The organism is Microvirga sp. P4_G7, from assembly GCF_056401005.1.
This window is the reverse complement of record NZ_JBFUKD010000002.1, coordinates 35,253-51,098: the sequence shown is the minus strand read 5'-3', so window position 1 is coordinate 51,098 and position 15,846 is coordinate 35,253. Positions and strand designations below refer to the sequence as shown.

Sequence of the window (15,846 nt, the reverse complement as noted above, 5' to 3'; positions counted from 1 at the left end):
CAACTGACCTACTGGTCGTATCAGGCGCTCGATTTCGCCCGCGAATACCGCGCCGCCAGAACCCCAGCCTAGATCAGGACGCATTCCGGCATTGGGGCATGACGATAGTCGCTTGTCCTCGCGCACTTAGAATGGCGCGAGGAATTGTTCGGTCGTCAGCCAGGAGAGAATTCCGAACGAAACGCCGATCAGCACCAATGCGACGGCGAGAAGAAGACGCGTTGAATCGTCATCCGAGCTCACCTCCAACTGGCTGCGCCTCAGTCCCGAGAGACCTTGGTCGGTCGGCGTATTTTTCTGCACTGCAGAAGGCTTGAACTTCATTTGCCACCTGATTCGTTTCTGGCTCAATCAGGGTAGGCGGGCCGATGCAAGAAGAAGGTGCAATGGCGCACCAGACGCATACCAGCCTCGGTCGCCCATGTGGACGTGAGATGGTAAACTGAAGCCGAAGGCCCGGTTCGAACGCTTTGAAACGCGAGCGCGGGATGTGGATGAGGGGCCGAATTCGCCTGAAACCGAGTATCCATGGTTGCAGAACGCCGTCCCAAACTGTAGTTCCGTCACACGGCGGCAGACCGCGACGATGAACAAACCGAGGACGATGAACAAACCGAGGACGATAAACAAACTCTGGGCGGCTTCACTCAATTCATGGCGCGGATTGCGGTATGCGGCTGCGACCGAGCGAGCGGTGCGCCAGGAGCTCGTCATCCTTGCCGTCRCCATCCCAGCAGCCTTTTTCATCGGCACGACGCTCTGGGTCCGGACCGCCTTGATAGCGTCGGTTCTATTGCTGCTCGCGGTGGAATTTCTCAATACGGCGATTGAGAAGCTTTGTGACCACGTGAATCCGGACCATCACCCCGTCATCGGCCGCGTGAAGGATTTCGGGTCCGCGGCCGTTCTCTGCACCATCCTGATCGTCTGTCTAATTTGGGTGACGGCGCTTCTCGAACGCCTGGCCGCCTTCCCGGCCTAATGCTCGACGGCTTCACAGCGGTGCCCGTGGCGACGAAAGCGTCTGGTGCTTCCGTCGCCGCGCAGTTTCGCCTTCACTAGTTGCGCAGGGGCCTGAAGCCGGCGCGAACCTCTTCTGAAAAGAACTCCGGCTGCTCCCACGCCGCGAAGTGACCGCCCTTGGGAAGCCGATTGTAGTGAATCAGTTTTGGATACGCGCGCTCCGTCCAGCTTCGCGGCGCCGCGTAGATGTCATCTGGGAAGACGCTTACGGCAACAGGGATGGCGACGTTTTTGGGGGCAAAGAAGGCCAGCTTGTTCTCCCAGTAGAGACGAGCAGACGAGATCGCCGTGTTCGTGAGCCAATAGAGGGTGATGTTGTCGAGGATGTCGTCTCGCGTCAGACCCTCRGATTGACCGTCAAACACCCGGGCAATGAGCTCGAGGCTGCGGATGTCATGGTCGATGATCCAGGCGGCCAGGCCGATCGGTGAATCCGCGATACCGTACAGTGTCTGTGGGCGGGTCCCCATTTCCTGGGCGTAGGCGACGTCAAGCTTGAAAAAGAAGTCGAGCTGGTCCCATGCGCTTTTTTCCTCAGCCGTGAGACCGGATGGCGGTGGGCCACCCGTCTGCAGTGCCTTCCCGACGTCAGCGGGAACCGTGCCGGCCATGTTCGAGTGAATGCCGAGCAACTCCGGCGCCGCCTCCGCCCCCATCATATCGACGATGAGCGCACCCCAATCGCCGCCTTGCGCCACGAACCGCGTGTATCCGAGGCGCTTCATCAGAACGACCCAAGCGCGTGCGATGTGGACTGGATCCCAGCCCGGCGTCGTCGGCTTCCCGGAAAATCCGTAGCCGGGCATCGACGGGATCACGACGTCGAACGCGTCGGACGCGCTCCCCCCATGGGCGGTGGGATTGGTCAATGGTTCGATGACTTTCAACTGTTCGATGATCGAGCCTGGCCACCCATGCGTTATGATCAGCGGTAGTGCGTTCGAATGGGTCGAGCGAACGTGGATGAAATGAATGTCGAGGCCGTCGATCTCGGTGATGAATTGCGGATAGGAGTTCAGCTTCGCTTCGACCTTGCGCCAGTCGTGATCCTTTTCCCAGTAGCGCGCGAGCTTCTGCATCGTCGCGAGCTTCACACCTTGCGATTGATCCGCGACTGGTTCCTGTTCCGGCCACCTCGTCGCGCTTATGCGCCGACGAAGGTCGAGGAGATCCTCTTCCGGGATGTTGACGCGGAACGGACGGATCGCGACGCCTTCGGCGGCTGTGGCTGTTCCTGCGGGAAGCACGTTCAACGAAGCTGCCGCAGCCGAGGCAGCCAGGACGTCGCGCCGGTTCGGATGTGTTGATGGTTCCGACATTCATCTTCTCCATTCGTTCAAGTCGCCACAGAGGCGATCATCGAGATTGGCGAACGGACAACCGCAAATTCGTGGCCTTGTGTGCACAGGCCACCGCAGCGTCGTTGTCCCTAGCCCATCTCAAATGACGATGGAGGCTTCCGCCTTGCGGACAGGGTCACGCATGTCGATGGAGGCTGCGGCTTTTGCGATCAGGTCCTCCTTCTTCGGGTTACGCAACCACTCAGTTCAGGAGCGACGTCGGCAAAGCTGTCGATAAAAAATGGCTCGTCGGGAGCCAAGTTCAAAGCTGGGACCTTGATTGGGCGAAAAGATACTCCTCGGTGGAGGGCCCCGCAAGCGAGCGGCGGGCGGCCGATGAGAGTCGCTGGCAGCGTTTGGCCCAGCGGCGTTCTTTGATGGCTGTCAGCGACACCGCTGGCATATTGGCCGGCCGGGCAACCTCGCCTGTCTGCATTTGCACGACATTTTGCGCATTTTTTGCATACGCACAGGCAATATCCCGCGACTCTCAGGGGAGGCCGTCGCGTTCAATAAGCATCTGATTTGATTGCTGAATTAAATGGTGCTGCCAGAGAGGATTGAACTCTCGACCTCTCCCTTACCAAGGGTACGGGTGTAGGTCGATAAAGCTAGGCGGCTGTAGGGGAATTTGCGAGTGGAGAGTTGCCGAGCACGGGATTTGCACGGATTAGTGATGATGCTGAAAGGGAATTTCTCCGCTCAGTATTGCTTCTGCCAGTTCGAAGAAATCCTCGTGATTGACCAATGCCAGCGTGTTCCCATCTCGACCGAAAATCGACAGGAAGGGGACCTCAACCATCGTCTTGTTCTCAAAATCGGCCATCATCGCCGTTCCGCGATCGGGTCCGGAGCCGTCGTCTTTTGCTGGGGCGAACGCCAAGTGCTGCCCCACATCAAACTCCATGTGGAAGAACCCCTCGTCGTCACGGGGAAGCAGTTTCTGCAGCTTCTCTGTATCAATCATCCTGCTCACGCCTGTGCCTCCTCGGCGCCGAAAGTGCGGTCTGTGTCCCCTGCAATGATTTGCGTGACACGTGAGATGCTGATCCCGAGAAACTCTGCCGCATGTTTCCTTGAGGATAGGCGGACGATTTCAGCAATCATCTCTCCACGCTCCTTCGCGGCTTTCCGGGTGGGACTTTCTTCCGCCGCCGCCGGAAAGTGCGGGCCGAAGGAATAATGCGCGATCACTTCGCGGATTTCCTGCAATGATTTCTTGCCGAAGTTGCTTGGCCGCAGAGATTCATCCGGATTGTCTGAAAACCACTGCAACATGTCCAGGTTGATTTGGTCCTCTGTGCAGCCAAACCGTTGACAGATGGCGTTGAGCGCGCGGCAGCTCAATTCCTCAAAAGGTCTCGTCCTCACGCCCTTTTCTCCTTCAAATCATTCCGCGCGCCGGTGCCTTCCGCAAGCTTCCGCGTCCAGCCAACCGGATCCGCCATCCACTCCAGCGGTTCCCACCTCGGCAGCGTGTTGATAGCCTCGATAAGCGGGGCCTGGGGAACGTGAGTGTAGTGCCTGCTCATGTCGTCCGCCGCATGGCCGAGGATCTGGTCCTTGATGTGCGGGTGAACCCCGTTGACCACGAGCTGCGTCGAGACGGTATGCCGGGCGGTGTAGGGGGATATCCCGTAAAGTGGGGAATCCTTAACTACGAGCTTCTTGGGATCCTTGTCCGGGTGGGCCAACCGCGCCAGCCTCATGTGAGCACCCTTGATGGCCGTTTTGAGTTGGCCGCCCCCGTCTTCGGTGAGGGGGTAGGGTTCATTTCGCGGCGTGCGAAAAATGCGAGGTTCCTCGGAAAGATCGCGCCGGTTCAAAAGACCGTCGAACAACGGTACGAGGAACTCATGCATCGGGATGCCACGCGGTTCGCCTGTCTTACTATTAGCGATCACGAGCCACCGGCCGGGCACGTTCACGTCCGTAGCCTCGAGCGCAAAAAGTTCGATCGGCCGCATGCCAGTGTAAAATAGGGCCGTCATTACCATTGCCGGTGCGGGGGACATGGCCGCCACAAACCGGGCCGCTTGGTCAAAGGTGACTGGGGCCGTCCCGCTACGCTTCGCGCGCGGCACGATTGCGGTACCTTTTGGCTTGCGGGGGCGACGCCACTTGCGAAGCTCGGCCCATTGGTTCGTAACGGCGTGATTCCACACCGCAATGAATGGCGTGTAGCACTGCCTATTGAGAGTATCCGGTGCCTTGCCGGGGTAGAGGGTGCTTGCGGCAGCGTCCAGGTCCGCTTGGGTGATGCCGAGAAGTTTCTTCCCCTGGAAGTGAATGGCTAGACCAACGTTCCGGCCATCGGCCCTAGTTTCCAGAATGAACCGATCGGAGCCCCCCGCGGCGATATAAGAGTCTGCGGCCTCCGGGAATGTCACTTGGACCTTCTTCCCGTGGATGCTTTCCTCTAGCAGGCGCGCTTCCGTTTTGACTCGGATCGCTTCTGCCGCTTCGCGGCTGCTCGTGAGAGTAGATTCGAAAACGCTCGTTCCTCGGACAGTGCCCCGGATGTACCAATTACCTTTGGCAGAGCGCTTGACGAGTTGGAGGGGCATCGCATTGAATCCCAGATTGCGAGGAGGTCACTCTCGCTGAACAATATATCGCGCCCGCGAAGCGAGCAATGTGACGTCTTCTTGGCGATCCGGGCGAGCGCCCGGTTTGTCATCTTGAGGTAGGTCGCGGCCTCCGCGAGGTCGTAGACCTTGCCGAGCGGGCCGTTATCGTTCGCATGCCCCATCCGTGCTATCCTCCTATCCCGCTTAGAACTGGAATGCCGGCAGCTTTCGCCCGCCTCACCATGTCGGCTGTCCCTCGTCCACCTGGGAAGGCCAGAACCATGTCCGGCTTCCCCTCGTCGATCATTCGTTGATTGCGGATGGGGCCCGCTGCTCGGTCGTAAGTCTTCCAATTGGCGTCGAACTTTAGGTGGTCACGCCCTCGGGAATGAGACCACTGGAATGCATGAAAATCAGCGCCGCCAATGATCTTCCCCTTGAGGTCGCGGGTGCGTTGTCCGCCCTCAATCACCGTGTGAATTCGGGCCCTCGCGTCCTGCTCGTCGAGCGCCTGAAAGATGGCCTCGCGGTCATGGAAATCCCGACCGCCACACACTAGAATCCGCATGGCGCACCTCGACTATCGGAAAAGCGCAATTCCTTGCGGGAATGCACATGGCGACGTGGTTCAATCCACCTGTTACGGTGATGCTGCCGAGCGGCAAGCACTTCGAGGTGACCCGCGTCGAACGGGCGGCTGAGATCCTGCTGTACGAATGGCCGGAAGAGGCGATGGACACCCCGGCCCATGCAAAGGCCGTCAGGGTGTGCCTGTCGTGTCTTGAGGGGAAATGCCAGCCGAGGGAGTTCCGGGCGGCATTTGAGGCCGCAGCGCGCGAGGCGGGGAACCTGATGGGGATGGGGTGAGGTCATTCTGCGGCCTCCTTGAGGGGAAGGGCGCGGATAGCATTGGCGATTGCATAGCCCGTATCGCATGCGACTTTCTGCTCGCCTGTCGGGTCAAAATTCTCGATGACGAGAAACATGACCTCGGCTTTATGAGCACACCGTTCCCGCATCCTCTCGGCTTCGCGGGTGATGAGAGGAAGGAGCGCGTCGGCTTTCGCGAAACTGCGCGGGCTCGGAAACGGAGCACCAGAAATGATCCGCGCGATCTCCTCCCGTAGGGTCTGGTGTTCAGATTCCATCGCCATTTGTCCCGCTCGCCGCCTCTAGGGCTTCTTCTTCTTCAAGAAATTCGATCACCAGCTTCAAGTGCTTGCGGATATGCTCCAGCCCTTCTGCGGTCACTTCGCCGTAGAACGCGAGCATCCACTTGCGCCTGTTGCGCAGTACTCCTGACATGATTGTTTGCTGGGTCTGGTGTTCAGTCATGGGCGGGGCTCCTCAAGACCAAGGACGACGTAGCCCGGCTCGATGCCGAGCTGGCCGCCGGTCAGAATCCACGTCACACGCCGTTCGAGGTTTGAAACGCTGGGGGCGCGCCAGCCGTAAGGATCGGTTGATCGCCAGAGGCGGAGAATGTCGCCCTTCTGGAATCCCCGGTCGTCGCGACGAACTTCAAAATTCTTCTCGCCGATGAACACGGCATCCCAATACACCGGGCTCGTTTTCAGATCGTGCGTCTTCATTGTGCTTTGTCCTCCGGCAACGGAGCCCAAGCCACTATTCGAGCATCAGGCCAGTCAGGCACGAATAGGCTTCCGTCGTCTGTTTGGAGGCCGATGACGTTCTGAAACTTTCCGTCGCGCAGAACTATCTTGGCAACGAACTGATGCTGAGATGGCCATTCTTCCCAAAGCGGTGTCCAAGTTGTCATTCTGCCTTCTCCTGAAGAGCGCGGAGCAATGCGATGAGGATGGCGAGAGGGAGAGATTTCGCAGTGACAGAGCATTTGTCGGCTCTGCCGGGAGGAAACAGATCAAAGTCGATCCCGGACTCCGGTGCGGAGGCGTCTACGGTGTACGTCCACCCCGGCAGCTTCTTCTCCACCAAGGACAGAGCTGCATCGATAGAAGCAGTAAAGTGGTCACTCATAAGGAACCCGTGCTCGCATTTGATGTTGCCTGGCTCGTAAGTAAATCGGCCATCAAAATCGAAAGGCTCTGCCGGCCGAAGCTGAATGAAAATCATCGCGCAGGCTAATTCCGCATCGATCCGACGATCCGGTTCCACGGCTTTCTCCAGCCTCTCTATGAGATGTGCGAGATCAGTCATCGGAGATTTCCTCCGCGCTGGCGTGAGACCGAGGCGCATAGCAGACGTTGCCGCGAACGATGTCGTGCAGTACGTCCCACTCCATAATTTCGACGCCGATGCCGTCCTTGGATGGAGAAATATTGAGGTGGCAGGCTTCTTCGATTGCCTTGTCGATTGCCCCCTCTGCGGAGTCCGCCTCGACCTCGACGCTGACATACCCAGCGAACGGAACTTCGACATAGAACTTAGCCATCATTCCGCTCCTGTAGTGCTTGCGGCGAGACGAGCCGCGCGATCCGCCTCCTTCTGGCACCGTTGGCAGATGCGCCGGGAGGCGAGTGCAAGAGCCTTATCGCCGGTCACGCGAATGTCGTGGCCACACTCAAGCGTTTCGTACCGGGCCGATCCTTGGCCGCGCCAAGTCTGTACGATCTTCGATCTCGACACGACCTTGCGCCACTGGCGCTCTGTGTGAGCCGTCGCCATCACTCTCCCCCTTCGCATTCGTGGAGTGCTTGTCTGTCACCGGAATGGAACGGAGCCCACATCGTTCTTGCGTATTCGAACCGGGGCATGAGCCATTCGATAATCGCCGGCTCATCGGCTCGGCAGACATGGATCTCAGCCGACCAGAGAGTCGCCTTCCTCTGCCCAACGAACTGCACAAACAATCTGGCATGGCGGTAGTAATCATCGCCGTTGTAGTCACCAAGACCCCAGCCGTCGCCTTCGCGCCAATCCCAACGAACGACATAGTTATAGTCCATGTCGCAGTCCCCGAACTGGCTCATGAATCCGGCCCACGCATCAAAGCGCGAGTGACAGTCGTTCGAGAAGTAGTTGCCCTCGGTCATGTAGTAAGGATGCTCGACGTCCCAGAGGTGTTTCATGCCTCTCCCCCTGGATGGGAGGCGAGCACATCACGGGCGCGGCGGAAGTCTCCGACCGTCAGCTCATATCCCTCGAATGCGTAAACCGGGTCCGCGTTGTACTTCGCTCCCGCGTGCGCGCCGCTTCGGGGAAAGTTGGYGAACGGCTTCAGCGCCTCCGTCAGTTCCTTGACTTGAGCCTCTGCGGATTCGGCGCGACGTTTCCATGCCATCTCGCTTTCCAGGGCTTCGTATGCACCGTCCGTAAGGTAGCTGCGTATACGAGCGTTCTCCGCCTCAAGCTCCTTCACCCGATCCGCATCGGTTGAGAGGCGTTCTGTGAGGTGATCAATCACCGACACCGCTTGATTGATAGCGGCTCGGTCATTGGGCGATAGATCCCACTTGGGGTTACCTTCGCCCATCAATTCAAGCCGCTCGCGATGCTCCTCGAAGAGTGCAACTCCCCCGCTCGTCAAAGAGACGGAGGGAGTGGGAGAGGTGAGAGTCGCGGCAGTCCAGCCTTGCAAGAATGACGCCCATAGCGAGCCATCAACGTGTTGCAGGTGGGTCGCCCACCGTTTCGAATTGGCGAACTCATCGGTAGCCTTGTACTCGTTCCAGGCATTCATTACCGGCGAGTCGCTGGGAAGCGCGCGTTCTGTGCTCATGGCTGGGCCTCCGGAGGTGTAGGGATCGGCGTCCACTCATTAGCGGGATATTGAATCAACCCGTCATCGTGGTCATAGTGGACGTATCCCCACCCATCCCAGAAACAGGAGAATGGCCTGAGGGTTGGTCCGCATCGCGCGAGAAATTCGGTCCCATCCTTCGGAGCCGTATCAATTGGCATCCATAGTGAGGGGGCTTGCGGGGATGCTGCTAACATCGCGCGGTATATGTCGTCAGCTATATGACCGTCAGACCATAATGGATCGCCAGCGTAGCGGCCCTCTGGATCCTCGTAGCAGGAGCCCATATCCAACATATCTTCGGTCGGCTTTACCGGAACCCACTTCCAGCCGCTTGCATCTGAACTAATGGTCATGGCGAAGTTCCTTCGGATTTCGCGCGTTCGCGCACTCGCACTACCCAATCCGGAGGTGGAACGTCCGGAGGGGGTGGGGGCAACATGAAATGGGTGGCGGCCCCAACTACCGGTGTTTCGCAGATACTGCCGTATCCATCGGCCCACCAATGCACCCAGACCTGCTGGCGAGCATCCCACCAGCAACCAGTGACGCGTTCGCTTGAAGACATCCACAGATCAACTTGCGTGCGTCCATCCTTTGGCGCACGGTCAATGTCCTGCCATGACGTTGGTGACGACTCGAGTGCCGCTTTCGCGAGATCATGCCAAATCCGTGCCAGCGGCTTGTCGATCATCTGCTCGCGCTCGAGCATCATTGCAGCGGCGGCGCGTTCGATCTGCGTTGTTGAAACGTGCGTCATCGCTCACTCCAAAAAGGAACGTCGCCATGCGGTTCGGCGTGTGCGTCGTCCTGCGATTTTTCGGTGGTGGCTTTTGTCCAGACGACGCAGACCAAAATGATGATCAGAAGCGCGCCTGCGACTTGAACAATCTCGAGGAGCGCGCTCATTGGCGCCTCCTTCGTCGAGCCCATCGCGCTGCTATCAGCGCGGCATCAATGTCATCAATAAACAGGTCGGTGACTGTTTGCTCGCGACGAGTAATCTCAACGGCGCGCACCGACGATAGCCGGGCGACCAAGTCGTGGTCATCCAACCGCACTCGCGCGCCATTGAGTACTGTTCTCAGATCAGCGGGGCTTTTGATGAAGCTCTCCGCCTTTGCCTTTAGAGCCGCCGATTCTCTTCTTCTGTCGGTGGCGGCACACGGCCGAGGTCTTCTGGGGGTAACAAAGGCTGCTTGTTGCACTGCTCGCTCTCCTTCAACAATGTGAAGGTAACAAGCGTCACAAGCGGAGTCAACAAGTTGGTTGTTGAAATTGTTACTAGTTGAGTCCGGGGATTATGATTTTATGGAGTTTCAGCACCGAAGACGTGGGGAAAATCGGCAGATCTTCCTCCTTAGGGAAAAGCTGTCGAACTAGCACGCCGCGCTTGTCGGCGCGGACTAGCTGCTTCACGTACCCGCTGATCTCGGTGCTGTCGCTGTTCTTGATCTGCGCGACCACATAGTCCCCTGGCCGAGGCTGTCGCCAGGGATGAACAAAGATTAGCTCACCAGGCAGGAAGCGCGGCACCATTGATTCGCCCACGACATACAGCGCGTATGCTTCTTCCGCCTCATCGAGCCAAGGCGGACACTCTGTCTGATCGACGGTCTGATTCATGATGAGGTGCCCTTCACCAAAGGGGCTGCCGGCGACACGGCCAAGCACGGGAATCTTCCGGTAGGGGCGAATCGGCGGCATGGGGGCGCGCGCACCGGCAGGGGCGCTACCGCGGTCGCGCCGCGAATCGCGCTGGCCTTCGCGCATCAACTCGGCAAACTCTTCCTCGGGGATCTCGAGGACGCGCGCCAGCTCGCGCCAGCTTGCAGGCACCTTGGTGGCGCCGGTTTCAATCTGCCCAATGGCTTGTTGGGTGAGTCCCACTGCGGTTGCGAGTGCCGCCTGACTCATGTCCTTGGCCTTCCGAGCTTCGCGAATGCGATCGGCGAGCGTCATAAATCAATTCCTACAATGAGTTACAAGTGATTGTCGTACCACTTGTCTCGTCTTACCACAAACAATTGTTGACACCACTGGTTACCACTGGTTAATCTTTACGAAGAGTTACCAGGGGAATCAAATGTCCAGACCGAACGTGACAAGCACAAACCACAACGTGACCCTCGAAGCAGCCATCGTCCAGTTGGCGTCGGACGGTCTTTCGCGGGGCCAGATTGCCGCCTTGGTAGGTGTGAGCCAGAATAGAGTATCGCATCATCTCAACGGCACGCCGTACGTCGGCTCTAACGTTCGCCAGGTCTCGTCAGTAGGGGACCCTATTGGCTGCTGCGACGAATGGGATTTTTCTTGGTCCAAGTCCCGCAAGAATGACGCGAAGGCGTCAGAACTGCTCAAGCGGCACCGCGTGCAATACCGCGACGTGCCCCCGGAAGTCTTAGCGCGAGAAGAGCGCAATTACCCCCTGCCGTTCCGTGCTCGTGAGATCGAGCCGCGTCTGATTTAACCCGCAGCCCCGAGCGCCGCGGGCCGGCGCTCCAGGGTGCGGACGCACCAAATCCAGCAACGCCGAATTCTAACGCGCCATCGTGCGCGAACGGAGAAGCTATGTCTGAATTCGAATTTCACATCGACGAGAAAGTGCAGGCCTTCGTCGAAGGCAGGATCCTCTCGCGGAAAGACAGCCGCGACCGGGAGAACGAATACCTCGTCGAGTACGACCTCGGCAACGGGCACAAGCACAGACGCTGGTTTCCCGAACACGAGCTTGACGTTCCAGTCGATGACGCGGCGGTCGTCACGTCGAACGTCGTTCCCTTCCAAGCAGCGTGAGGAGGGGAACATGACAGCATTTAAGATTGGAGATCGGGTAACGGCGCGCGGCGAGGAGCACCTCGGCGAACTTGAAGTCGCGGGCGAAGAAATGTGGGGTGTCATCCCATTGCGGGGAGGCGGACGAACATACTTCGCGGACTCTCGCATCCTTGAGCGCGTAGTCGACAAGGATATTTTCTCCCTCAAGGTCGGCGACTTCGTCATGTCGACCACAGTCGGTCAGGTCCGAGGAATCGCAAACGGCATTGCGTCCGTTCACTGGAGCGATTCGCGGATGCCGGAATACCAAGACGAAGACAACCTCGAATGCGTCAACGATCTCGTCGACGAGGTTGTCGAGTACGTGCCGCGCCGCGGTGACCAGGTCACCATCACGGAAGGGCCGGCTGCTGGTCTAACCGGCGTTGTGACCAGCGTTTCGGGTGGCGGCGTACACATCCGCGCCGTTGGTCTGTTCCAAGGGGCGACCGGACCCTTCGTACACTACGTCAGCGTGAACAAGGCCAATGTCCGGCCAACCCCCGGCCATCCCGCAGGCTACGCATGACGCTCCTCAACATCTTGGGGCAGGCGGCGTTCGTCGTCGCCTTCCTCGGCATCATCACGTTCCTCATCCGCGCGGAGCTTTCATACAATGGCAAAATCACTCTCTAGTCTGAGAAAGACGGAAACCGTCGACCCTCCTATCATCGTTCTGTACGGCGTCGACGGCGTGGGCAAGACCACCATCGCCGCTGAGTTCCCAGACCCAGTTTATTTCAATACCGAGGGTGAAAGGCCACCGGTTGGCGTCAGTCTCGCCACGCCGGGAACAATTGAGTCGTTCGACGAGCTGCTCGATCTCTTGAGCGAAGTGATCACCGACGACCATGACCGAAAGACGGTCATCCTCGATAGTCTTGATGGCCTTGAGGCCTTGGTGTGGAAGGCAACCTGCAAGCGGATCGGCGCGGAATCCATTGACGACAATTCGAAAGACTCTCCCGCATCATATGGGCGTGGGTTCCGAGAGGCGGATGTCGAATGGAATGATCTGCTTTCTGCGGCAGCGGCAATCACACGCCGCGGAATCGCCGTCGTACTGCTGGCTCACCCAGGCGTTGTAAAGTTCAACTCTCCCGTCAACGACCCGTATGACCGTTACGAGATCAAGTTGAACAAGCGTGCGGCGGCGTTGGTCCGCGAGAAAGCCGACGTAGTTGGTTTCATTGACTACCGAACCAGCATCAAAAAGACCGAGGTCGGATTCAAGAAGACCACGACACGAGGGGAGGGCGGCGGCGACCGTCAAATCCACCTTGAGGAGCGGCCCGGCTTCCTGGCCAAAAACAGGTACGACATGCCGGCGTGCATCCAATACCGGCGCGGCTCCGGCTACGCCGAGCTTTCCAAATATTTCCCCGCCCCCACGGGCATCAACAACGCGGCAGCGTAAGGAGCGATCGCGAATGGCACAACTCGGTGGAAGCTATAATCCCGATGCAAATCCGTCATCGGGATCGTTCGATCCTCTCCCGGCGAACGACTACAATCTCGAAGTTGTCGAGAGTGATTATACGGCGAACGCCAAAGGCAACGGCATGTTGCTCAAGACCACTATGCAGGTGATCGGGGGCGAGTACGCCGACCGCAAGATCTTTCACAACTTCAACCTCGAGCACGAGAATGAGAAAGCGCAAGACATTGCGCAGCGGGAATTCGCAGCTCTCAGACGCGCTGTCGGTGTCTTGAATCCCCAGGACAGTGAAGAGCTTCACTTCAAGGCGTTCAAAGCGAAGATCGGTATCGAGAAGCGCAAGGATACCGGCGAACTCCAGAACCGCATCAAGCAGTTCTACTTCGACGATGGGCAGGCGCCGGCGAACGACAATCAGCGGCATGCGGCGAACAACAATAGCCCGGCAACGACTGCAGCGGCGGGTGGCTCGCGTCCGTGGGGCTCAAAGCGCGGCGCCTAACCAAGCCGGGGTGCGGCGCTTGCTTGGCGGCTCCACGCCGCACCCCTCTTTTCCCTCACGAATGAAGGAATGTGAAAGATGTCGAAATTTATCAGAATTGCAACGCTCTTGATCGGGTACGTGCTCATCGTGTGGGGCATGGTCGACCGCGACCCCGTTACGGTCACTATCGGCTATGGCACCGTCGTGCTCGTCGGCTTAGACATAATTAACGACAAGATCGACGGGCACCTTTCCTAATGGCGCCCCTTCCCGAACCCGTTCTTACCCCGCCGACCGTGCTGGCGATCTACGCGGCATACGAGGCCGCGAACGAGCACTATGACTCGCTCGGCATCTCTGTAGGCGAACTCGGCAACGAATGCGATCGAGCGCTCTGGTACGGCCTGCGCTGGGCCTCGCAACCGGAACAGATAGAAGGCCGCAAGCTCTCGATCTTCCGCACGGGCGACCGTTGGGAAGACGCGCTCGTCGCTGACCTGCAGCGCATCGGCGTCGACGTGTTCGGCCAGCAAGACCGCATTCGCCTGGTTGCCGGTCACGTGCGCGGAAAGATCGACGGACGGGCTGTGGGGATTCCGGAGGCTCCGAAGACTGAGCATCTCATGGAGTTCAAGAGCAGCAACGAGAAGAATTTCAAGGATCTGAAGAAGAAAGGTGTCAAGGCCAGCAAGCCGCTGCACTTTGTCCAGCTTCAGCTCGGCATGCACATGTTTGGGCTTTCGCGAGCCGGCTACCTCGTCGTGAACAAGAACGACGACGAGCGGTATTTCGAGCGAGTCGAGTACGACGCCGAGTTTTGCCTGCGCATACTTGCGCGCGCCGAACGCATCATCCGCAGCGATGACCCTCCGTCAAAACTGCACGAGGACCCGGAATCCAAGGCGGCGTTCGCGTGCCGTTGGTGCAAGCACAAAGCCGTCTGCCACGAAGGTGCAATGCCGCGCGTGACTTGTCGTTCGTGTTTGCATTCGACGGCGGAAATGGGCGGCGACGGGCATTGGAGTTGCGCGCGCTGGTCGAAGCCGTTGGGCCTCGACGAGCAACGGCAGGGTTGTCCCGTGCACCTGTTCCTGCCGGGTCTGATCGCTGGCGAGCAAGTCGATGTCGACGAGGAAGCGGAGACGATTACCTACCGGTTGGCGTCAGGTGAGTTGTGGGTTGATGGAGCGGCGAGGGGAGAGGCGGCGTGATGTTGCTACCCCCCACCTTTCCCGGAAATCGCGCTTTTGGTGAGGTCCAGCAACGTCGGAGGAGCAACTTCTTCCGCCTGATGTCCAGGCAGTGGTCTAAATATGGCATTCAGGATAAGGATACGATCGGCCTGTTGCATGTTCGCCGAGGCTTCCGCAACCAGACGAAAATATGTTTCGAGGAGGGCGAGCCGCTGCGCGGAATCCTCGCCGAGCGTCATCGCATTTGTGACCCAACGCGCAAATATCCTGACTACCCAGGCGACGGCTACCATGGGGATTACGAACAGTATAAGGGAAGAGGTAACGATCTCACCCGCGTTGTTCTTTGGAATCGCGCCAATGATATCGCCCCAGAACAACCAAAGGGCGCCAAGACAGAGGCAAACAAGCGCAGACAGCCCCATAAGCCCCCGCCAAAATCCAGTTGTATGGGCATTCATCTTCGAGGCCCAGATGGCGCGCGCGCCTTCAAGGGTTTTGCTTTCGAGGACACTGGCTTGCAGGGATTCAACTTGCTTTCGAGAATCGGCGACGAGTTTCTCAAATTGGGACTTGTGATCGTCTCTAAGCTCGGTCGCGAGCGCGTTGGCCCGATCAAAGGCGACGTCAAATCGCTGCGGAATATCTTTGAAGGTGGCACTTTTGGTTTTCAGATCTTCAATTACTGCGGCACCCTCGCTGCGCATGTTCGAGGTCGCTTTTGCAAGTTTCTCATCGATGCTCAGGTTGCTGATGAGCTTATGGACGTCTGCGGTGATCAGGTAGCGCTGGTACTGTACCAGCGCGAGCATGACGGTAGGTGGAAGAAGCGAGTCTGTGTCCTCACCACCGAGCCGGGCGAGACGAAAGACTGCTTCGCCCGCTTCGGTGAGTAGTACTGCCACGAACGACTCGGGAGCACGTTGCACACTTTCGTCGATCTTTGACGAGATCCGAAGGATGACGGGAAGCTCTCCCACAACCAGGAGCGTCTTCGTTTCGTGGTCGTACCGCTTCTTAAAGAAATCTGGAGAGCCGGTGACACCTCGTATCACGGCAAGCATTGCGGTTGTGAAGCGTTGGTTGTTCCCGAGATTGTGCGTGTTCCGTGTTGTGAGTTCAAGGAGGTTGGTCCAAATGCTCCGTTGCTCGTCGATTACCTTCTCAGCTTCGCTGTCATTCTGAACGGGCAAGTGGGCTCCAAAGAGACCCTCGAAAATTTCGAACGAATTGTTTCGCAAGTTTCTCTCCCCAACATTT

General features: G+C 58.5%; 26 protein-coding genes. 9 read left to right on the top strand and 17 right to left on the bottom strand.

Going from position 1 to position 15,846, the window contains the following annotated elements:
- Positions 1-126: 126 nt before the first annotated feature.
- Positions 127-324, bottom strand: coding sequence for a hypothetical protein (locus AC1DT3_RS00635; protein WP_477463282.1), 198 nt, complete (start codon positions 322-324; stop codon positions 127-129).
- A 298-nt stretch (positions 325-622) separates the two neighbouring features.
- Here AC1DT3_RS00635 and AC1DT3_RS00630 point away from each other — a divergent pair, with 298 nt between their 5' ends.
- Positions 623-982, top strand: a complete 360-nt coding sequence (locus tag AC1DT3_RS00630; RefSeq protein ID WP_477463283.1) for a diacylglycerol kinase — start codon at positions 623-625, stop codon at positions 980-982.
- 76 nt (positions 983-1,058) lie between these two features.
- On the opposite strand, the gene AC1DT3_RS00625 is transcribed toward AC1DT3_RS00630, so the two are convergent.
- From AC1DT3_RS00625 to AC1DT3_RS00605, 5 genes are all read right to left on the bottom strand, one after another.
- Positions 1,059-2,342 (bottom strand): epoxide hydrolase family protein, encoded by a 1,284-nt coding sequence (locus AC1DT3_RS00625; protein ID WP_477463281.1) that lies wholly within the window; start codon positions 2,340-2,342, stop codon positions 1,059-1,061.
- 691 nt (positions 2,343-3,033) lie between these two features.
- A complete protein-coding gene (locus AC1DT3_RS00620; protein ID WP_477463280.1) occupies positions 3,034-3,339 on the bottom strand; it encodes a hypothetical protein in 306 nt (101 codons plus the stop codon).
- Entirely contained in the window at positions 3,336-3,734 is a 399-nt protein-coding gene (locus AC1DT3_RS00615; RefSeq protein WP_477463279.1) for a hypothetical protein, read from the bottom strand. Before AC1DT3_RS00615 ends, AC1DT3_RS00620 begins: the two co-directional genes overlap by 4 nt.
- Positions 3,731-4,930, bottom strand: a complete 1,200-nt coding sequence (locus AC1DT3_RS00610) for a tyrosine-type recombinase/integrase (RefSeq protein ID WP_477463278.1) — start codon at positions 4,928-4,930, stop codon at positions 3,731-3,733. The genes AC1DT3_RS00615 and AC1DT3_RS00610 overlap by 4 nt, the downstream gene beginning before the upstream one ends.
- A gap of 190 nt (positions 4,931-5,120) precedes the next feature.
- Positions 5,121-5,501 carry a DUF2493 domain-containing protein gene (locus AC1DT3_RS00605; protein WP_477463277.1) on the bottom strand — a complete coding sequence of 127 codons (381 nt, stop codon included), beginning with the start codon at positions 5,499-5,501 and terminating at the stop codon, positions 5,121-5,123.
- A 47-nt stretch (positions 5,502-5,548) separates the two neighbouring features.
- On the opposite strand from AC1DT3_RS00605, the gene AC1DT3_RS00600 reads away from it, so the two are divergent.
- Positions 5,549-5,800, top strand: coding sequence for a DUF982 domain-containing protein (locus AC1DT3_RS00600; RefSeq protein WP_477463276.1), 252 nt, complete (start codon positions 5,549-5,551; stop codon positions 5,798-5,800).
- Between the two features lie 2 nt (positions 5,801-5,802).
- Here AC1DT3_RS00600 and AC1DT3_RS00595 read toward each other — a convergent pair whose 3' ends face one another.
- From AC1DT3_RS00595 to AC1DT3_RS00550, 10 genes are all read right to left on the bottom strand, one after another.
- Positions 5,803-6,081, bottom strand: a complete 279-nt coding sequence (locus AC1DT3_RS00595; RefSeq protein WP_477463275.1) for a hypothetical protein — start codon at positions 6,079-6,081, stop codon at positions 5,803-5,805.
- A complete protein-coding gene (locus tag AC1DT3_RS00590; RefSeq protein WP_477463274.1) occupies positions 6,071-6,268 on the bottom strand; it encodes a hypothetical protein in 198 nt (65 codons plus the stop codon). The genes AC1DT3_RS00595 and AC1DT3_RS00590 overlap by 11 nt, the downstream gene beginning before the upstream one ends.
- Positions 6,265-6,525 (bottom strand): DUF3850 domain-containing protein, encoded by a 261-nt coding sequence (locus tag AC1DT3_RS00585; RefSeq protein WP_477463273.1) that lies wholly within the window; start codon positions 6,523-6,525, stop codon positions 6,265-6,267. The genes AC1DT3_RS00590 and AC1DT3_RS00585 overlap by 4 nt, the downstream gene beginning before the upstream one ends.
- 184 nt (positions 6,526-6,709) lie before the next feature.
- A complete protein-coding gene (locus AC1DT3_RS00580; protein ID WP_477463272.1) occupies positions 6,710-7,111 on the bottom strand; it encodes a hypothetical protein in 402 nt (133 codons plus the stop codon).
- The gene (locus tag AC1DT3_RS00575) at positions 7,104-7,346 is read right to left on the bottom strand and encodes a hypothetical protein (RefSeq protein ID WP_477463271.1); all 243 of its coding nucleotides are present in this window, start codon (positions 7,344-7,346) and stop codon (positions 7,104-7,106) included. Before AC1DT3_RS00575 ends, AC1DT3_RS00580 begins: the two co-directional genes overlap by 8 nt.
- A 232-nt stretch (positions 7,347-7,578) precedes the next feature.
- The gene (locus tag AC1DT3_RS00570) at positions 7,579-7,983 is read right to left on the bottom strand and encodes a hypothetical protein (protein ID WP_477463270.1); all 405 of its coding nucleotides are present in this window, start codon (positions 7,981-7,983) and stop codon (positions 7,579-7,581) included.
- The gene (locus AC1DT3_RS00565) at positions 7,980-8,594 is read right to left on the bottom strand and encodes a hypothetical protein (RefSeq protein ID WP_477463269.1); all 615 of its coding nucleotides are present in this window, start codon (positions 8,592-8,594) and stop codon (positions 7,980-7,982) included. The genes AC1DT3_RS00570 and AC1DT3_RS00565 overlap by 4 nt, the downstream gene beginning before the upstream one ends.
- Before the next feature lie 412 nt (positions 8,595-9,006).
- Positions 9,007-9,414, bottom strand: coding sequence for a hypothetical protein (locus tag AC1DT3_RS00560; RefSeq protein ID WP_477463268.1), 408 nt, complete (start codon positions 9,412-9,414; stop codon positions 9,007-9,009).
- On the bottom strand, positions 9,411-9,563 hold the full coding sequence (locus AC1DT3_RS00555) for a hypothetical protein (protein WP_477463267.1): 153 nt from the start codon (positions 9,561-9,563) through the stop codon (positions 9,411-9,413). Before AC1DT3_RS00555 ends, AC1DT3_RS00560 begins: the two co-directional genes overlap by 4 nt.
- A 375-nt stretch (positions 9,564-9,938) precedes the next feature.
- A complete protein-coding gene (locus AC1DT3_RS00550) occupies positions 9,939-10,616 on the bottom strand; it encodes a helix-turn-helix domain-containing protein (protein ID WP_477463266.1) in 678 nt (225 codons plus the stop codon).
- Positions 10,617-10,740: 124 nt separating this feature from the next.
- On the opposite strand from AC1DT3_RS00550, the gene AC1DT3_RS00545 reads away from it, so the two are divergent.
- The 7 genes from AC1DT3_RS00545 to AC1DT3_RS00515 all read left to right on the top strand — a co-directional run bounded on the left by AC1DT3_RS00545 (position 10,741) and on the right by AC1DT3_RS00515 (position 14,604).
- The gene (locus AC1DT3_RS00545) at positions 10,741-11,124 is read left to right on the top strand and encodes a hypothetical protein (RefSeq protein ID WP_477463265.1); all 384 of its coding nucleotides are present in this window, start codon (positions 10,741-10,743) and stop codon (positions 11,122-11,124) included.
- A 101-nt stretch (positions 11,125-11,225) separates the two neighbouring features.
- Positions 11,226-11,450: a hypothetical protein gene (locus tag AC1DT3_RS00540; protein ID WP_477463264.1), complete on the top strand. Its 225-nt coding sequence runs from the start codon at positions 11,226-11,228 to the stop codon at positions 11,448-11,450.
- A 10-nt stretch (positions 11,451-11,460) separates the two neighbouring features.
- Entirely contained in the window at positions 11,461-12,000 is a 540-nt protein-coding gene (locus AC1DT3_RS00535; RefSeq protein WP_477463263.1) for a hypothetical protein, read from the top strand.
- Positions 12,001-12,087: 87 nt separating this feature from the next.
- The gene (locus tag AC1DT3_RS00530; protein WP_477463262.1) at positions 12,088-12,888 is read left to right on the top strand and encodes an ATP-binding protein; all 801 of its coding nucleotides are present in this window, start codon (positions 12,088-12,090) and stop codon (positions 12,886-12,888) included.
- 13 nt (positions 12,889-12,901) lie between these two features.
- On the top strand, positions 12,902-13,411 hold the full coding sequence (locus tag AC1DT3_RS00525) for a DUF669 domain-containing protein (RefSeq protein ID WP_477463261.1): 510 nt from the start codon (positions 12,902-12,904) through the stop codon (positions 13,409-13,411).
- Positions 13,412-13,489: 78 nt separating this feature from the next.
- On the top strand, positions 13,490-13,651 hold the full coding sequence (locus AC1DT3_RS00520; protein ID WP_477463260.1) for a hypothetical protein: 162 nt from the start codon (positions 13,490-13,492) through the stop codon (positions 13,649-13,651).
- A complete protein-coding gene (locus AC1DT3_RS00515; protein ID WP_477463259.1) occupies positions 13,651-14,604 on the top strand; it encodes an oxidoreductase in 954 nt (317 codons plus the stop codon). Before AC1DT3_RS00520 ends, AC1DT3_RS00515 begins: the two co-directional genes overlap by 1 nt.
- A gap of 5 nt (positions 14,605-14,609) precedes the next feature.
- On the opposite strand, the gene AC1DT3_RS00510 is transcribed toward AC1DT3_RS00515, so the two are convergent.
- Positions 14,610-15,827 (bottom strand): DUF6161 domain-containing protein, encoded by a 1,218-nt coding sequence (locus tag AC1DT3_RS00510; protein ID WP_477463258.1) that lies wholly within the window; start codon positions 15,825-15,827, stop codon positions 14,610-14,612.
- Between the last annotated feature and the right edge of the window lie 19 nt (positions 15,828-15,846).